This window comes from Pseudomonas sp. S2_A05 (genome assembly GCF_054668485.1).
Window position 1 is genome coordinate 2,857,708 of sequence record NZ_CP162775.1, and the last position, 15,316, is coordinate 2,873,023.

General features: G+C 59.5%; 18 protein-coding genes. 9 read left to right on the plus strand and 9 right to left on the minus strand.

What is annotated here, in order from left to right:
- The first annotated feature begins 57 nt into the window (after positions 1 to 57).
- Positions 58 to 600: a 3'-5' exonuclease gene (locus AB4O12_RS12930; protein WP_024013686.1), complete on the plus strand. Its 543-nt coding sequence runs from the start codon at positions 58 to 60 to the stop codon at positions 598 to 600.
- A gap of 71 nt (positions 601 to 671) precedes the next feature.
- Positions 672 to 956, plus strand: coding sequence for a pyrimidine/purine nucleoside phosphorylase (ppnP, locus tag AB4O12_RS12935; protein ID WP_024013687.1), 285 nt, complete (start codon positions 672 to 674; stop codon positions 954 to 956).
- Positions 957 to 1,028: 72 nt separating this feature from the next.
- On the opposite strand, the gene AB4O12_RS12940 is transcribed toward ppnP, so the two are convergent.
- Both AB4O12_RS12940 and AB4O12_RS12945 read right to left on the minus strand, forming a co-directional pair.
- Positions 1,029 to 1,835 (minus strand): MOSC domain-containing protein, encoded by an 807-nt coding sequence (locus tag AB4O12_RS12940; protein ID WP_252882440.1) that lies wholly within the window; start codon positions 1,833 to 1,835, stop codon positions 1,029 to 1,031.
- A gap of 191 nt (positions 1,836 to 2,026) precedes the next feature.
- Positions 2,027 to 2,962: a chemotaxis protein CheV gene (locus tag AB4O12_RS12945; protein ID WP_016770829.1), complete on the minus strand. Its 936-nt coding sequence runs from the start codon at positions 2,960 to 2,962 to the stop codon at positions 2,027 to 2,029.
- Between the two features lie 454 nt (positions 2,963 to 3,416).
- On the opposite strand from AB4O12_RS12945, the gene AB4O12_RS12950 reads away from it, so the two are divergent.
- The 3 genes from AB4O12_RS12950 (at position 3,417) to AB4O12_RS12960 (ending at position 5,900) form a co-directional block, all read left to right on the plus strand.
- Positions 3,417 to 3,887 carry a hypothetical protein gene (locus tag AB4O12_RS12950; protein ID WP_150637816.1) on the plus strand — a complete coding sequence of 157 codons (471 nt, stop codon included), beginning with the start codon at positions 3,417 to 3,419 and terminating at the stop codon, positions 3,885 to 3,887.
- A 463-nt stretch (positions 3,888 to 4,350) separates the two neighbouring features.
- A complete protein-coding gene (locus AB4O12_RS12955) occupies positions 4,351 to 5,244 on the plus strand; it encodes a sensor histidine kinase (protein WP_024013690.1) in 894 nt (297 codons plus the stop codon).
- Positions 5,241 to 5,900 (plus strand): response regulator, encoded by a 660-nt coding sequence (locus AB4O12_RS12960; protein ID WP_056788523.1) that lies wholly within the window; start codon positions 5,241 to 5,243, stop codon positions 5,898 to 5,900. Before AB4O12_RS12955 ends, AB4O12_RS12960 begins: the two co-directional genes overlap by 4 nt.
- Here the strand turns inward: AB4O12_RS12960 and yegS are convergent.
- A complete protein-coding gene (gene yegS / locus AB4O12_RS12965; RefSeq protein ID WP_217851645.1) occupies positions 5,884 to 6,801 on the minus strand; it encodes a lipid kinase YegS in 918 nt (305 codons plus the stop codon). The genes AB4O12_RS12960 and yegS overlap by 17 nt on opposite strands.
- A gap of 315 nt (positions 6,802 to 7,116) precedes the next feature.
- Here yegS and AB4O12_RS12970 point away from each other — a divergent pair, with 315 nt between their 5' ends.
- The gene (locus AB4O12_RS12970) at positions 7,117 to 7,425 is read left to right on the plus strand and encodes a hypothetical protein (protein WP_172834003.1); all 309 of its coding nucleotides are present in this window, start codon (positions 7,117 to 7,119) and stop codon (positions 7,423 to 7,425) included.
- 59 nt (positions 7,426 to 7,484) lie between these two features.
- Here the strand turns inward: AB4O12_RS12970 and AB4O12_RS12975 are convergent, their stop codons facing one another.
- Together AB4O12_RS12975 and moaB are read right to left on the minus strand one after the other, a co-directional pair.
- Positions 7,485 to 8,711, minus strand: a complete 1,227-nt coding sequence (locus tag AB4O12_RS12975) for a molybdopterin molybdotransferase MoeA (protein WP_095182187.1) — start codon at positions 8,709 to 8,711, stop codon at positions 7,485 to 7,487.
- Positions 8,695 to 9,234, minus strand: a complete 540-nt coding sequence (moaB, locus tag AB4O12_RS12980) for a molybdenum cofactor biosynthesis protein B (RefSeq protein WP_016770598.1) — start codon at positions 9,232 to 9,234, stop codon at positions 8,695 to 8,697. The genes AB4O12_RS12975 and moaB overlap by 17 nt, the downstream gene beginning before the upstream one ends.
- 81 nt (positions 9,235 to 9,315) lie before the next feature.
- On the opposite strand from moaB, the gene mobA reads away from it, so the two are divergent.
- Both mobA and AB4O12_RS12990 read left to right on the plus strand, forming a co-directional pair.
- Positions 9,316 to 9,918, plus strand: coding sequence for a molybdenum cofactor guanylyltransferase MobA (gene mobA, locus AB4O12_RS12985; RefSeq protein ID WP_041478442.1), 603 nt, complete (start codon positions 9,316 to 9,318; stop codon positions 9,916 to 9,918).
- 78 nt (positions 9,919 to 9,996) lie between these two features.
- The gene (locus AB4O12_RS12990) at positions 9,997 to 10,218 is read left to right on the plus strand and encodes a YgdI/YgdR family lipoprotein (protein WP_016770600.1); all 222 of its coding nucleotides are present in this window, start codon (positions 9,997 to 9,999) and stop codon (positions 10,216 to 10,218) included.
- Positions 10,219 to 10,300: 82 nt separating this feature from the next.
- On the opposite strand, the gene AB4O12_RS12995 is transcribed toward AB4O12_RS12990, so the two are convergent.
- From AB4O12_RS12995 to AB4O12_RS13005, 3 genes are all read right to left on the minus strand, one after another.
- Positions 10,301 to 11,191, minus strand: a complete 891-nt coding sequence (locus AB4O12_RS12995; RefSeq protein ID WP_460062255.1) for a pseudouridine synthase — start codon at positions 11,189 to 11,191, stop codon at positions 10,301 to 10,303.
- 70 nt (positions 11,192 to 11,261) lie between these two features.
- Entirely contained in the window at positions 11,262 to 11,579 is a 318-nt protein-coding gene (locus AB4O12_RS13000; RefSeq protein ID WP_016770837.1) for a hypothetical protein, read from the minus strand.
- A gap of 109 nt (positions 11,580 to 11,688) precedes the next feature.
- Positions 11,689 to 11,928, minus strand: coding sequence for a glutaredoxin family protein (locus AB4O12_RS13005; protein ID WP_122746645.1), 240 nt, complete (start codon positions 11,926 to 11,928; stop codon positions 11,689 to 11,691).
- A 198-nt stretch (positions 11,929 to 12,126) separates the two neighbouring features.
- Between AB4O12_RS13005 and AB4O12_RS13010 the strand changes: the two genes are divergently transcribed.
- The gene (locus AB4O12_RS13010; RefSeq protein ID WP_460062259.1) at positions 12,127 to 13,839 is read left to right on the plus strand and encodes a cation:proton antiporter; all 1,713 of its coding nucleotides are present in this window, start codon (positions 12,127 to 12,129) and stop codon (positions 13,837 to 13,839) included.
- Here the strand turns inward: AB4O12_RS13010 and AB4O12_RS13015 are convergent.
- Positions 13,836 to 15,044, minus strand: a complete 1,209-nt coding sequence (locus AB4O12_RS13015) for an ammonium transporter (RefSeq protein WP_460062261.1) — start codon at positions 15,042 to 15,044, stop codon at positions 13,836 to 13,838. The genes AB4O12_RS13010 and AB4O12_RS13015 overlap by 4 nt on opposite strands.
- Positions 15,045 to 15,316: the final 272 nt, after the last annotated feature.

Genomic DNA, 15,316 nt, shown 5'->3' on the forward strand with positions numbered 1-15,316 from the left:
AGCGCGGGGTTTGACTACGCTCTGATAAATCAGAACGCGGAAATCAGGAACCCTGCGATGCCCCATTGGCTGGTCATAGATCTGGAAGCCACCACAGACGAGGGTGGCTGGCCGGTCACGGAGATGGAAATAATCGAGATCGGTGCGACCCTGGTCGACCGCGCCGGGCGCGAGCAGGATCACTTCCAGCGCTTCGTCAAACCGACCCGCCGGCCATTGCTGACGCCATTCTGTCGGGAGCTGACGCACATCACTCAAGCCAACATCGATTCGGCACAACCGCTGAGCGAGGTCTGGCCAGCCTTTGAGCGCTGGCTGGCGCAGCATCAGGCTCGCCTTGAAGGCTGGGCCAGTTGGGGCGGCTACGATCGCCAGCAGTTGCTGCAGGAGTGGCAGCGCCTGAACATCGACAGCGGCCTGAGCAAAGTCCCGCACATGAACCTCAAACAGCGCTTCGCCAAGGCCCGGCGCCTGGAACGACCGCTGGGGCTCAACGGCGCGTTGCAACTGGCGGGCATGCAGTTCAACGGCCAACAACATCGCGCGCTGGAAGATGCCCGCAATACTGCACGGTTATTGCCGCTGGTCCTGCCGCTTTAGACGCGTGACGGCGCGAAAAGCCTTGTGCATACTGGCCGCCCCCTTTTAAGCCCTTTTCGAGGAATCCGCCCATGTTTAAAGTCAACGAGTACTTCGACGGCACCGTCAAGTCGATCGCCTTTGGCACCGCTGAAGGTCCGGCGACCATTGGCGTCATGGCCCCGGGCGAATACGAATTCGGCACCAGCCAGCGCGAGATCATGCATGTGGTTTCCGGCGCGCTGAGCGTAAAACTGCCAGACAGCAGCGACTGGGAAACCTTCGCCGCCGGCAGCCAGTTCAACGTCCCGGCCAACAGCAAGTTTCAGCTGAAAGTCGAAGTGGATACCGCTTACCTGTGCGAATACCGCGGCTGATCCCGACGGTTTCACAGCGCAAAAAAATGCCCGCGTCCAAAAGACCCGGGCATTTTTCGTTTCAGCGACAACCTATTCGAGGATTTCCACCGGCATGCCGACTTCCAGGCGGCCGTTGCCGTCGTTGACCAGATTCTGCCCGAACATCGCGCCATCGGCGGTTGAGCGATGTTTCTGTAACGTCGCGAACGGCTCGCGATCGGCGCTGCGCTCACCGGTTTGCGGGTCGACAGTGGTCATGATGCAACGCGCGCACGGCTTGACCACGCGGAATTCGATGTCGCCAATGCGAATACGCTTCCAGTTGTCCTCGGCGTAAGGCGCGCTGCCTTCGATGACCAGATTCGGACGGAAGCGCAGCATCTCCAGCTCTCGCCCTACCGTTTCCGAGAGGGCCAGCCGCGAGGCTTCGCCGATCAGCAGCAACGGATAACCGTCGGCGAACGCCACTTGATCGTCATCCTTGCCGAAACCCGACTGCGTGGTGCGCGCCCGCTCGAGTGGCATTTGCACCAGACGTGTCGGCTTGCCGAGGAAGTCACTGACAAAACGCGCGGCTTGATCACCGGCGTCCGGCACCCGCAGGGTGTCACGCCAGATCGTCACACCGCGCAGCTCGGCGTCGGCCGCGGGCAGCGCGACTTCGATAGAACCCTGCTCGGGAGCGCTCAGAGTCAGACCGCCGCCGGCATTCCATAACGCCGACAACTGACTCATCTTCGCTTCGGCACGCTGGGTCAGAAAGCGCCCGCTGGCCTCGTCCACCAGCATCCAGCGTCGGTCGCCCACCAGCCCGAGCTTGTCCAGCTCGATGCTTTGCAGGATTTCGCCCTTGCCGGATTTCAACGGGTAACGATAAAGCGCGCTCAGACGCAGCATGGCCAGCTCCCTTGGAGGAAAAACGCCACCCTATACGAGCTTCAATACCGAATCAAAGCCGTCATTAATGTAAATGCACTTCTGTGGGAGCGAGCCTGCTCGCGAAGAGGCCGGCACATTCACCATCAATGTGTCTGACCCTGCGCTTTCGCGAGCAGGCTCGCTCCCACAGGAAGCAAGATGTGCGTGTTTCAGGCCGGCACGGCGTCGAGCATCAGACGCTGGCGCACCACATCAACCAATTTGTCCGGCTGGAATTTGGAGAGGAAGTTGTCGCAACCGACCTTCTTCACCATCGAGTCGTTGAAACTGCCGGAAAGCGAGGTGTGCAACACGACGTACAGGCCACGCAGGCGAGGGTCGTTGCGGATCTCCGTGGTCAGGCGATAACCGTCCATTTCCGGCATTTCCGCATCGGTGAAGATCATCAGCAGTTTGTCAGTCATATGCACGCCGGTATCGGCCCAGGCCTTGAGCATGTTCAAGGCTTTCAGACCGTCGCTGGCAATGTGCATTTTCACCCCGAGCTGGCCGAGGGTGTCGCGCAGTTGCGAAAGCGCTACGTTGGAATCATCCACCAGCAACACTTCGCGGCCACGGGCGCGTTCGAGTACCGGATCGTCGAGTTTCTCCCGCGAGACCTTGGCGTTGTACGGGACGATTTCAGCGAGGACTTTCTCGACGTCGATGATCTCCACCAGTTGATCGTCGACCTTGCTGATCGCGGTCAGATAATGCTGACGGCCGGCACTGGTCGGCGGCGGCAGAATGGCTTCCCAGTTCATGTTGACGATGCGGTCGACACCGCCGACGAGGAAGGCCTGCACCGAACGGTTGTATTCGGTGACGATGATCGTGCTGTTCGGGCCCGGCACCAGTGGGCGCATGCCGATTGCCTGGGACAGGTCGATCACCGGCAATGTCTGGCCACGCAGATTGACCACGCCGCAGACGAAGGGATGACGCTGCGGCATCAGGGTCAGCTTGGGCAGTTGCAGCACTTCCTGAACCTTGAACACGTTGATCGCGAACAGCTGGCGTCCGGCCAGGCGAAACATGAGGATTTCCAGGCGATTCTCACCCACCAGTTGCGTGCGTTGGTCTACCGTGTCGAGAATGCCGGCCATCAATGACTCCTGGGCTTGTTCTGATGAATTCACTATGGGGGTTTATCGGCTGCATTCAGCTAATCTTGATTGCTGTAAAGCGCGTCGCTAAAAATGCCACAAACGGCCATTGATGTCACACTGACATCATGCTTTACTGGCAATCGTGATTTCATCTGCTAGATTCATTGCGGCGCGACCTCGGTTTGCACGTTAGGTTCCCGCGCCTAAGGGATTCCCCTAGGATCAATCAGGCCCAACCTGATATTCGCCATTTCCAATAGCCATTACTGTGACGCCATTCTCATTGCATGAACGGAGTCAGGCTATTGTGTGCGATCGCAATTCAGTGGCAACCCACCCTCTGGAACCCCTCGGTCCGTGCACCTGCACCGCCGGGCGCGATCTGCCGACGATTCACGATCGTCGCCACACACGGCCATCCGTCAACCAACACGACGTGGTGGAGATGAACATGCCAATCGACCGTAAAGACTGGGCGCAACGCTTCCCCGAATTTCTGGTCGAGGCCGAAACGCTTCTCGCCAAGTCCGAAGAATGCCTGAGCCATCTGCAACTGATCAGCAATGACAAGGATGCCATCGACTGCATGCTCGGCACTCTGCTGAAGCTGGCCGGCCGGGCCGAAGCACTGGCGCTGGAAGCGATCTCCGAGTTTTCCCTGCACATCTACAGCCTGCTCAATTTGCAGCAGGATCACGTAGATCTGCACGAGCAGGCCCTCGATGCGTTACGTGACTGCCTGACCTTGATGGCGTGGCAGCTCGAGCTGGTCGATCCCAGGACCGGACAGCTGACCCTGGATAAAAGCGAACAGACTGATCTGCTCGAGGCCTTCGCGGCACAAATGGGCCAAACCTCGTTCGAGCCCAAGAGGGTGAGCAAACGTTTGCTCTCTTCATCCTTTACCGCGCGCCAGGCTTGAGCCGGTAAGTCGCGATATTGTCGTAAATGAATACTTCGTGCCTGAAAGCGACAATCCGGGGCAAATAATCAGCCCGACCAACGGCTAATTTTCAGGTGCTGCCATCAGGGTTTTCCCTGTGCCCACCGAGCGACACTTCCAGGCAAATCGAAGTGGCCCAAATACAACAACTCCAGCTTTTTCCAATATGGAACTTGCGTCCACGATCCGATATTTCCTGACTGAATAGACATATATAGCAACCGCGACCAACGGTATGTTAAGTGGTATTATGCCGCCGGTTAGTTGCCTGCCGGTTAATGGCATACTGACTTCAGTGTTACCTTTTCGATGTTATTGCCGGTCAATGATCGCTTAATGAATGCGGTTTGAATCAATAACATAAATGACAGTATTTCCACACAGAGATCCGCCAGTCACCGGTCGGTCTGCCCGCAGCGAACATCCATTGGCTCCATCCGTTATGTACGCCAGTCTCAAGTCACTCATTACATGGCCACCTTCTCGGGAAAACGCCCGGCGCTTCACACTTGTTCTGTGTGTTCTGGCGACCTTGGGCAGTCTGCTGGCGTATGTTGTTTCCGCACGCCTTCCTTTGGGATTGCTGGCGCTCGACATCGCCGCCACCGCGTGCGTCTGGGTGCAATATCGCTTGTCACGCAAATCGATCAAGTTTCAACCACAAGAGCTGGCTGATCGACTGTTGCAAGTTCAGGAAAACGAGCGCCATCGCCTCAGCCGGGAATTGCACGACGATATCGGCCAGTTGCTCACCGCCGCCAAACTGCAAAGTGACTGGCTCAAACGTCGCCTGCCGGAGGATCTGCAGGAACAATGCAAGGTGCTCTGCGACACGCTGGATGAAACCCTGACCAAGGTGCGTGACGTCTCGGCGATTCTCAATCCACGTCAATTGACCAGCCTGGGCCTCGAAGCCAGCCTGCGTGCGCACTTGCTCAAGACACTGGCCAACACGCCGGTTAACTGGAGTCTCGATTGCCAGCAACGGCTCAACGGCATCCCCGAAGAAATGGCCGTCGCGGCGTTTCGCATTGCCCAGGAAGCCGTGACCAACATCCTGCGCCACGCACAGGCAAAAAACCTGTTGATTCGGGTACAGCGATTGCCGCAAGGTCTGACGCTGTTGATCAGTGATGACGGCCTGGGTTTTGCCCCGGCGGCCGACCCGGCCAGAGAAGGTCAACGCGGCATGGCCGGAATGGCCGAGCGTATCGAACAGTTGGGCGGCACATTGAGCGTTATCAGCGAGCCGGGCAAAGGCACTCGAATCGAAGCACTATTCCCGTGGGCGCCTCGGGCACTCGAACGGGCCAGTACGAATAAGGTTATGCGTTGACTTGTAACTTACTTCTGGTGGATGACCACTCGCTGATCAGAGCCGGCGTGCGTGCTCTGGTTCTGGATATTCCCGGTTACGCGGTAGTCGGCGAAGCCAGTGATGGTTCGCAATTGCTCGAAATGGTCGAGCAACTGAGCCCGGACATCGTATTGCTGGACATCTCGATGCGGGAAACCGGTGGCCTGGAAGCGCTGCAACGCCTCAAGCGTGTGCGGCCGCAGAGCAAAGTGCTGATTCTGTCGATGCACACCGACCCGGCGCTGATCATGCAAGCGCTGGAGTCCGGTGCCCATGGCTACCTGCTCAAGGACACCACGGCCACCGAGCTCGAGCACGCGCTGGAAGCCCTGCGCAACAACGAACGCTATCTCAGCCCGGCCATCGCTCACACCGTGATCAATCAGGCACTGACCCGCAACCAGAAAAGCCAGCCGGACATCGCCGATTCGCACAATCTGACCGCGCGCCAGCTGGAAATCCTTCGCCTGATCGTGCGCGGCAAATCGACCCGGGAAATCGCCAACGGCCTAGGCTTGAGCGTCAAGACCGTGGAAACCCACCGCGCACAGATCATGAAGCGCCTGCAGATCTATGACGTGGCGGGCCTGGTGCTGTTCGCCGTGCGCGAGCAGATCATCAGCCTTGATGACTGATTGACGGTTGTTGGCCCAATAACGGCGAGTCTTTCGGCAAGTGCACCTGCAACGCTGCGGGTTTCGCAACAAAACGCAGACTGTCGCCTTCCAGCGGCTCGCCGTCGAGATTGATGCTCAGCCCTTCGGCGACCTTGATCTCGACCCACGGCAATCGCGCCCGCACGAACATGTTGTCGAGGCCGAAGCCCTCGCTCAGCAGATTCTTCAGCGTGCCGACCAGTTCTTGCGGTGCCGGCAGGATACTGATGTCCAGCAAACCATCATCGACCTGTGCCTCGGGGCACAGCACATGGCCGCCACCCGCCTGCCGACCGTTACCGATACCCAGCGCCAGCAGCTCACCCTGCCAATGGAAATCCGGGCCTTGCAACTCGCCGTAAGCGGCATGCAGTTCGCTGAACCGGGTCAGGCCGGTAAACAGATACGCGGCGCCGCCCAAGACCTTTTTCAGATCTTCCGAAGTATTGGCGGTCACCTGGCTGCCGAATCCGCCGGTCGCCATGTTCAGGAAAATCTGCCCGCCCACTTCGCCCAGATCGATATCCGAGGGCTGAACATCCAGTAGCTCAAGGGCTTCGGCAGGCTCCAGGGAAATACCGGCGGCGCGGGAGAAATCGTTGGCGGTTCCCAGCGGCAGCAACACAAGACTGGCTTTTTGCGGATGCTGAGCCAGCGCCTCGGCAATATCGCGCAACGTGCCATCACCGCCACCGGCGATGATTTTGCTGTAGCCGGCCGCCAACGCTTCCTCGACCAGACGCTGGGCGTCGCCGGCCTCCCAGGTCACTCGCACAGCCAGTTCCCAGCCTTGCTCACGCTTGGCTTCGACGGCAGCGCGGACATCCTCGTTGAGTGCCTGTTTGCCATGCAAGATCAGCAGTGCCCGGCGTTCACTCATAACGTCACTCCAAGAATTGAAATCGATTGAAACATCTTGACCACTGTGCGCCTTAAAAAAGCCACCGAGCTGGCAATTAATTCTTCGTCCAACTGCTGGCGTCCTACACAGCGGTATTTTTTCTTACGAAACAAGAGGAATCGGCTTAATTGACCCCGTCCGACCATTGGGTCACCGTGTGCCAGCAGCATCAACCTTCAACCCAATAACACAAGGATGTGCCGGTAATGAACGGATACCCCCCGATTTATTTCCATGAATCGAGCAATGGCAAAACCAGCAAGCGTGCAGTTGATACGATCGGCGAGAACTTCCATGCACAACCATGAAACCAAGGCACCGGTGAGCCCGGTCGCCGCTCTCGCCGAAAGTCGTGCCAGCAAGAAACCAGACTTCTGTAACAGCGCCAAGACCCCTGGAGAGTTTGATATGGAACCCCGAGTCAGCGAGCTGGAGACTCACTTCAAATACATGCGCCGCGATATGGACGAAGTGCTCAATGATGTCCGGACGATCAAGCACCGTCTGGCGTATTCGGCGGGTGCCACCGCTGTCATCCTCGGACTGCTGGGATGGGTGGCCAACAGCCGATTCGACCAGTTGGTGACATTGATCAGCAACTGACCGAATCATTCGTTGCACGCGCCGTGCGCATCAGCCGACGCGTGCATGGGCGAGATGCTCTACCCCAGAAGGTCACTGAGGGGAATGAAGCTCACTGCATCACCCTCGCTCAGCGTGCGGCCTTCTCGGACTTCCACCAATCCGTCGGCCCACGCCGCACTACGCAGCACACCCGAACTCTGGTTGCGGTAAATGATCGCCCGCCCCTGTTCCAAGCGCCCGCGCAGATATTCACGACGGTTGCCGGCCACCGGCCAGACAAAGCCTGCTGGCACTGCAAACTTGAGCGGCTCGACATCTTGCACACCCAGGCGTCGCAATAAATAGGGCCGCGTCAGCAAGGCGAACGTCACCAGCGTAGAGGCGGGATTGCCGGGCAGGCCAATCACCGGCACGTTGCGGAAATGGCCGAACGTCAACGGTTTTCCGGGCTTGATGGCCAGCTTCCACAAGGCCAGTTCGCCTTCCTCTCGCAAGGCAATGCCGAGAAAATCCGCTTCACCGACCGAGACACCGCCAGTAGACAGAATCAGATCGACATTTTGCAGCTCGCCCAGCCGCGCCCGCGTCGCGGGTAGATCGTCCGGAAGAATTCCGCCATCGATGACTTCGCAGCCCAGACGCTGCAGCCAGCTGCACAGAAGTACGCGATTGCTGTTGTAGATCTGGCCCGGCCCCAATGCCTGACCGGGTTCAACCAGTTCGTCCCCAGTGGACAGAACCGCCACCCGCGGCTTGCGCACGACGTTAACCCCGGCACAGCCAAGCGAAGCAGCCAGGCCTTGCTCAATCGGTCCGAGCCGGGTTCCAGCTTGCAGTACCAATTCGCCGACCGTGGTTTCCTGCCCTTGCGGACGAATGTTCTGCCCGGCTTTCAAAGGCTCGAGGAAGCGCACTCGGCCGTCGGCCTGAACTTCGGCGTTTTCCTGCATCTCGACACAGTCAGCGCCCGCCGGTAACGGCGCCCCGGTAAAGATGCGTGCGCAGGTACCCGGTTCCAACGACTGCGGAGATTGCCCGGCAAACACCTTTTGACTGACCGGCAGCGGCTCGCCCTGCCAATCAGCCAGGTTCAAGGCATAGCCGTCCATGGCGCTGTTCGGCCACGGCGGCAGATCCAGCGTCGAGATCAGATCTTCAGCCAGCACCCGCCCTTCGACTTGAGACAGCGGCAAGTATTCGCGCTCGACAATGCGCGACGCATCGGCCATGGCCAGCAAACGCTCGAGCGCCGTTTCGACAGGCAGCAGACTGCCGGTCTTGCCCGGCTTACCCACGGGATTCACACGGCGCCGCCTGCTTCAGGTGGGTGACGAAGTTGCACGGACGATGACGGGCGTCCAGTTGCTCAGCGAGAATGCCGTCCCAGCCGGTGCGCACTGCATTGGTCGAACCCGGCAGGCAGCACACCAGCGTGCCGTTGGCCAGACCCGCCAAGGCACGGGACTGCACAGTCGAAGTGCCGATATCGGCCACGGAGATCTGGCGGAACAGTTCGCCGAATCCGTCGACCTGTTTGTCGAGCAGGCAAGCCACCGCTTCCGGCGTGCTGTCACGCCCGGTGAAGCCGGTGCCGCCGGTGATCAACACAACCTGAACCACATCGTCGGCAATCCAGTTGGCGACTTGCGCGCGAATTTTGTAGAGATCATCTTTAAGCAAAACGCGCTCGGCCAGCGCGTGGCCGGCGGCGATCAAGCGATCGACGAAGACCTGCCCGGAGGTATCGGTTTCCAGGGTCCGGGTGTCACTGACAGTCAGCACCGCAATATTGAGCGGCACGAAAGGTACATCAGCCTTGGCTTTCATAGGCTCTTCCAGTTGTAGGGGAAACAGCCCGGTGTTATATCACAGCGGCTCATTTTTCCGCCGCCCCTCTGGAGAGTCGTCATGCCCTCGAACAACCCGTTGCCACCCTGCTCCGTCCTGCTTCTGGCCGGTGGACGCGGTCAACGCATGGGCGGTCAGGACAAGGGCCTCATCGAGTGGCTGGGCGAGCCTTTGATCGCGCATCTGCAGCGCAAGGTGCGGCCGCTGACCGACGACCTGATCATCTCTTGCAACCGCAATCGCGAGCGTTATGCCGGGTTTGCCGATCAGTTGGTAATGGATGATGAAGGCGATTTCCCCGGGCCGCTGGCCGGTATTCGTGCAGGACTGAAAGCGGCGCGCCATGCGCATTTGCTGGTGTTGCCATGCGATGTGCCGCGAATCGACACGGCGTTGCTGGAAGCCATGCTGACCACAGCCGATCTGCAACGTGAAAAACCTTTAATGCTGCGCCACGGCGAGCACTGGGAACCGCTGCTGTGCGTGATTCCGGTGGCGCTGTTGCCGGCATTCGAAGCAGCCTGGAATGCAGGTGAACGCAGCCCGGGGCGGGTGATGCGCAGTCTCGGCGCCGTCGCATTGCAATGCCCTGACAACGACCCGCGACTGGCCAACCTCAACACCCCCGAATTGTTACATCTGCACAACACTGTGTCAGACTGACACTATCCAAGGAACTCTCACGCCTTGTTTACGTCTCAAGCTCAGTAACCAGAAGATTTCCCATTCGGAGACACACTCATGACTCAACGGACCCTCGCCACTTTCATGCTCGCACTGGGCCTGGCAACCCTCGCCGGTTGCTCCTCGCCGACAGTGATCACCTTGAATGACGGTCGCGAAATCCAGGCCGTCGACACCCCGAAATACGATGATGATTCGGGCTTCTACGAGTTCCAGCAGCTGGACGGCAAAGAGACCCGCATCAACAAGGATCAGGTTCGTACCGTTAAAGAGCTGTAAGGCTCCGCGTCGTTACCGGATACAGAAAAGCCCGCATTGTCATGCGGGCTTTTTCATGGGCGCTCGGAAAGCAGTTTCAGCATTACCACTGCAAGGTGATTCGACTCTCGAACTCCCGCAATTCCCCGGTCACCGGGTCAATGAAGCGCAGGCCCTGCGCAAGCAGCTTCAACGGGTTGGCGTAGTCGTCCTCGACATCTTTCAACACCGTCGGATAAAACGGATCGTTGCAAATACTCGCTCCCAGCGCCGTCATGTGCACCCGCAACTGATGCTTCTTGCCCGTCACGGGATACAGGCCATAGCGCCACAGATCACCATTTTTCTCACGCACCTCGACCGCCGTTTCGGTATTGCTGGCGCCAGGCCCTTCTTGCATGCGGAAAAACGGCTCGCCATCGACCAACCGGCTCTTGTGCACCAAAGGGAAATTCAGCTCGGGCAGCGCCGGGGCGATCGCTTCATAGCGCTTGTCGATCTGCCGGGTCGGGAACAACGACTGATAGGCCGAGCGGGTTTGCGGGTTGGCCGAGAAGATCACCAGACCTGCGGTGTGCCGGTCGATGCGGTGCAGCGGCACCAGATGCGGATTGTCCAGCCGACGGATCAGCCGGCGCAGCAGGGTTTGTTCGACATATTCCCCGGCCGGGGTTACTGGCAGAAAATGAGGTTTGTCGGCCACTACCAGATGTTCGTCAGCGTATAGAATCGACTCGAGCACCGGAATCGGCTTCTCGTCCGGCACTTCGCGAAAGTAGTGAATGCGCAGACCTTCCTTGTACGGCAAGTCCAGCGCAATCGGCTGGCCCTGCGCATCCAGCACCCGCCCGCGAGCAATCCGGTCGAGCCATTGTTCACGGCCGATAGCGCTGAAGTGCTCGCACAGGCAATCGAGTACCGTCAGCCAGGGACCGGGCGGCAAATACAAGGTGCTGGCCTGATTGTGCGCAGCGGAAAATACGGGGCTGGTCATACGAAACAGAAATCCTCAATGCAGGCCGGCATTATCCAACAGTGAGGCAAAGCCACCTAGCGCAGTTTCATCAGGCCGGAATCGACTTGAGGGCCGCCGCTTCGGTGAACTCCTTCAGCCAGCGCAACACATCGACCGCCTCCCAGCGACCCGGATCGTACAAGGCATACAGCAGGCCCTGATAACCGACCACATCCAGTTGCTTGTGATACCCGGCGCGTTGAAACAGGGCTTCGATTTCGGCAAAGCAGGTGTTGAAATGCAGCTTGTTGAACGGCGTCTTGCCTTCCGTGACCAGCCCGTCCAGGCGCAATTCGAGGACGGCCTCGCGCACCACGTCGACCGACATCCGGTTAACGCTGCTCTTCAACTGTTCGACATTGACCACGGTTCATCCCTCCGACTCGATTGCTGTATGGACATACAGTAACCGAAGAAGTCAGCGAGCGCCAATGCAAGGATGTATCGCTGCGACCAGCGGAAGGATCAAGGCAAAATCAACAGCCTAAAAATGCCACCACCTGGTCGGCGCTGAACGGCCAATCCAGCTCCGCGCCAGTGTCAACGCGCCGCAGTACCGGGATGCGCAAGCTGTATTTTTCGAACCACGATTCGTCTTCGGCAATGTCCACCAGTTCAACCAGCAGACCATGCTCGACGAAGGGCATCAGCTCGGCTTCGGCGACTTCACACAGATGACACCCGAGGGTGCCGAACAGCTGACATTCAGGAGGCATGACGGCATTACCGGAAAACAAGTGAGCCCATTCTAGGACGCCACTAAACCCTCGTCGACCCAGCGCCGCTCAAAGGACCCAACGCTCCCGGCGCAAAATCCTGACGCAAATCATTCAGCGCAAATTGCAAATGCGTCATCCTCGCGGACTTTTTGCCTCTACGCTTCAGAGGCCAACGCCCTGACAGCGGAGTGTCCCGTGTTTGCAAATCTGTTGATCATCCTCGCCTCATCCCTGGTGGTGATTGCCCTGTTCCGGCGCCTGCGACTGCCGCCGGTGCTGGGTTACCTGTGCGTGGGATTACTGGTCGGGCCGAACGCATTCGACTGGGTCAACGAGAGCGAACATCTGCCGGATGTCGCCGAGCTGGGCGTGGTGTTTCTGCTGTTTTCGCTAGGCCTGGAGTTCTCCCTGTCGAAGATGATTGCGCTGCGTCAGGTGGTGTTTCGCCTCGGCAGTCAGCAAGTGCTGATCAGCGCAGCGCTGCTCGGCACCCTGTTGATGGGCCTGGGCATGCCGCTGATGCCGGCGCTGTTGCTCGGTGGCGGATTATCGCTGTCATCCACGGCGATCGTGACCAAGGAGCTGGGCAGTCTTGGTGAAGTGTTCAGCAGCCACGGCCAGAACGCGGTCGGCGTGCTGCTGTTTCAGGACGTTGTCGCGGTATTGCTGCTGACACTGGTTCCGGTCTTCGCCGGCACCAGCGAGCAGGCCTGGTATTGGGCCTTGCCGTTGACCCTGGGCAAAACCTTGGTGCTGTTCTTCGGCCTGCTGCTCGCCAGTCGCTGGTTATTGCCACGGCTGTTTCATGAAGTGGCGGCCTCGCGTTCGGCGGAGCTGTTCGTCCTGCTGGCGCTGGTGATCGTGCTGCTGACTGCCTGGCTCACGCACTTGCTGGGGCTGTCGCCTGCACTCGGCGCTTTCCTTGCCGGCATGTTGCTCGGGGAAAGCCATTACCGGCACCAGATCGAAGCTGACATCCGGCCCTTTCGCGACATTCTGCTCGGCGTGTTCTTCGTCAGCATCGGCATGCTCATCGACCTGCAACTGTTCGTCAGTCACAGCCTGTTGATCATCGGCCTGACGCTTGGCCTGATGCTGATCAAGGGCATCGTGGTCGCGCTGCTGGTGAAGTGGCGCGGCAGTGACAGCGAAACCGCGTGGCGCAGCGGTCTGGCCCCGGCCCAGGGCGGGGAGTTCTGTTTTGCCTTGATGGCGCAGATGCAGCAGAACAGCCTGTTGCCGGCCGAGCCGGGGGCGCTGCTGCTCGCGGCGACGTTCTGTTCGATGCTGCTCACGCCACTGCTGTTGCGTGCGGCGCCGCGCATTGCCGCCGTGCTGCACCGCAAGCCCAATCAGGAGGCGCAGATCGAACAGATCAGCGCGCTCAACGCCGACCTCGACCAGCACGTGGTGATCTGCGGCTACGGTCGCGTCGGCCAGTCCATCGGCCGCTTCATGGGCAATGCGGGGCAAGCCTATGTCGCGCTGGACAACGATCCGGTGCGGGTGCAGGAAGCCGCATCCGCGGAAAGCGACGTGCATTACGGCGACTCGGCGCGTGGCGATCTGCTTACAGCCGTCGGCCTGTTGCGCGCCGGGCTGCTGGTGATTGCCGTGGATCAAAGTGACGTGGCGTTGCGCATTCTGCGCGAAGCCCGGCGACTCAACCGACAGGTGCCGATTCTGGTACGCACCCGTGACGACAGCCAATCGGCGGAACTCAGAGCTGCCGGCGCCACCGAGGTGGTGCCGGAGCTTCTGGAGTCGAGCCTGATGCTCGCTTCACACGCGCTGATCATGCTTGGCCTGCCCGCGCACAAAGTGCAGGAGAAGGTCGATCAAGTGCGTATCGATCGCTATCGCCTGCTCCACGGTTTCTATCCCGGAGCCAATGATGAGGAAATCTAGTCCTGACTCACCGCGCCGATCTTGTGCAGCGACAGGTCGGCGCCGTAATACTCTTGTTCCTGACTCAGGCGCAGCCCATGCAATGCCTTGATCGCGCCGTAGACGACGAAGCCGCCAACCAGCGCCACTGCCACGCCAAGCGCAGTGCCGATCAACTGGCTGATCAGGCTGACGCCGCCCAGGCCACCCAGCGCAGACTGACCGAAGATGCCGCAGGCAATCCCGCCCCACACGCCACACAAACCATGCAACGGCCAGACACCCAAGACATCATCGATGCGCCATTTGACTTGCGCAGCGGTAAAGCACCAGACAAACAAGGCTCCGGCGATCGCGCCGGTCACCAGCGCTCCGACCGGATGCATCAGGTCGGAGCCGGCGCAAATCGCCACCAGCCCGGCCAGCGGGCCGTTGTGCAGAAAGCCCGGGTCATTGCGCCCAACGATCAACGCCGCGACGGTACCGCCGACCATGGCCATCAGCGAGTTGACCGCGACCAGGCCACTGACGCCTTGCAGCGTCTGCGCGCTCATCACGTTGAAGCCGAACCAGCCGACAATCAGGATCCACCAGCCCAGTGCGAGAAACGGAATGCTCGACGGCGCGAACGCGACCAGGCGTCCATCGCGATAGCGACCATTGCGCGGGCCGAGCAGCAGAACAGCGGCCAACGCCAGCCAACCGCCCACGGCATGCACCACCACCGAGCCGGCGAAATCATGGAATGCCGCGCCAAACTGCGCCGCCAGCCAGCCTTGCAAACCGAAGTTGCCGTTCCAGATCAGCCCTTCGAAGAACGGATAGATAAACGCCACGATCAGCGCCGTCGCGCACAACTGCGGGACAAACCGCGCGCGTTCGGCAATGCCGCCGGAAATGATCGCCGGGATCGCGGCAGCGAAGGTCAGCAGAAAGAAAAACTTCACCAGTCCATAGCCATGGTCAGCCGTGAGCACCGCCGCCGGTTGCATGAAGGTGACGCCATAGGAGATCCAATAGCCTATAAAGAAATAGGCCAGGGTCGAGACGGCGAAATCGCTGAGGATTTTCGCCAGCGCGTTGACCTGGTTCTTCTGCCGGACCGTGCCGACCTCCAGAAAGGCGAAACCGGCGTGCATCGCCAGTACCATCACCGCACCGATCAGAATGAACAACGTGTTGGAGCTGTGAACCAGCGTGTCCACAGCGCTTTGCAGATTTTCCATGAGGAGGCAGACCCAAGGCTAAAAGGCACCAAAGCGGTTCATGTGTGCATTTCATGCACCAAATTACGACTCATCAAATATCCAACGGCAGGGTTGATGAACTGATTTGGCGCATATATCGATGTCTGATCACGAACCGCGAGCAAATGAATTAGAGTTTTCTGATCGGACGCCCGGCAACAGCGCACATACGCCGAGCGGCGCACCACGACACAGCAAAAGTTGTACCAGGCATTTGCACTGAACCTTCGCGCAAGGCTCATACTCGAACG

Coding starts and splice junctions, on each gene's coding strand:
- ppnP (WP_024013687.1), top strand. CDS start 672: ATGTTTAAAGTCAACGAGTACTTCGACGGCACCGTCAAGTCGATCGCC.
- moaB (WP_016770598.1), bottom strand. CDS start 9,234: ATGAAAGCCAAGGCTGATGTACCTTTCGTGCCGCTCAATATTGCGGTG.
- mobA (WP_041478442.1), top strand. CDS start 9,316: ATGCCCTCGAACAACCCGTTGCCACCCTGCTCCGTCCTGCTTCTGGCC.
- AB4O12_RS12995 (WP_460062255.1), bottom strand. CDS start 11,191: ATGACCAGCCCCGTATTTTCCGCTGCGCACAATCAGGCCAGCACCTTG.
- AB4O12_RS12940 (WP_252882440.1), bottom strand. CDS start 1,835: ATGCTGCGTCTGAGCGCGCTTTATCGTTACCCGTTGAAATCCGGCAAG.
- AB4O12_RS12930 (WP_024013686.1), top strand. CDS start 58: ATGCCCCATTGGCTGGTCATAGATCTGGAAGCCACCACAGACGAGGGT.
- AB4O12_RS12950 (WP_150637816.1), top strand. CDS start 3,417: ATGCCAATCGACCGTAAAGACTGGGCGCAACGCTTCCCCGAATTTCTG.
- AB4O12_RS13005 (WP_122746645.1), bottom strand. CDS start 11,928: ATGCCTCCTGAATGTCAGCTGTTCGGCACCCTCGGGTGTCATCTGTGT.
- AB4O12_RS12945 (WP_016770829.1), bottom strand. CDS start 2,962: ATGGCCGGCATTCTCGACACGGTAGACCAACGCACGCAACTGGTGGGT.
- AB4O12_RS12955 (WP_024013690.1), top strand. CDS start 4,351: ATGTACGCCAGTCTCAAGTCACTCATTACATGGCCACCTTCTCGGGAA.
- AB4O12_RS12990 (WP_016770600.1), top strand. CDS start 9,997: ATGACTCAACGGACCCTCGCCACTTTCATGCTCGCACTGGGCCTGGCA.
- yegS (WP_217851645.1), bottom strand. CDS start 6,801: ATGAGTGAACGCCGGGCACTGCTGATCTTGCATGGCAAACAGGCACTC.
- AB4O12_RS12970 (WP_172834003.1), top strand. CDS start 7,117: ATGCACAACCATGAAACCAAGGCACCGGTGAGCCCGGTCGCCGCTCTC.
- AB4O12_RS13015 (WP_460062261.1), bottom strand. CDS start 15,044: ATGGAAAATCTGCAAAGCGCTGTGGACACGCTGGTTCACAGCTCCAAC.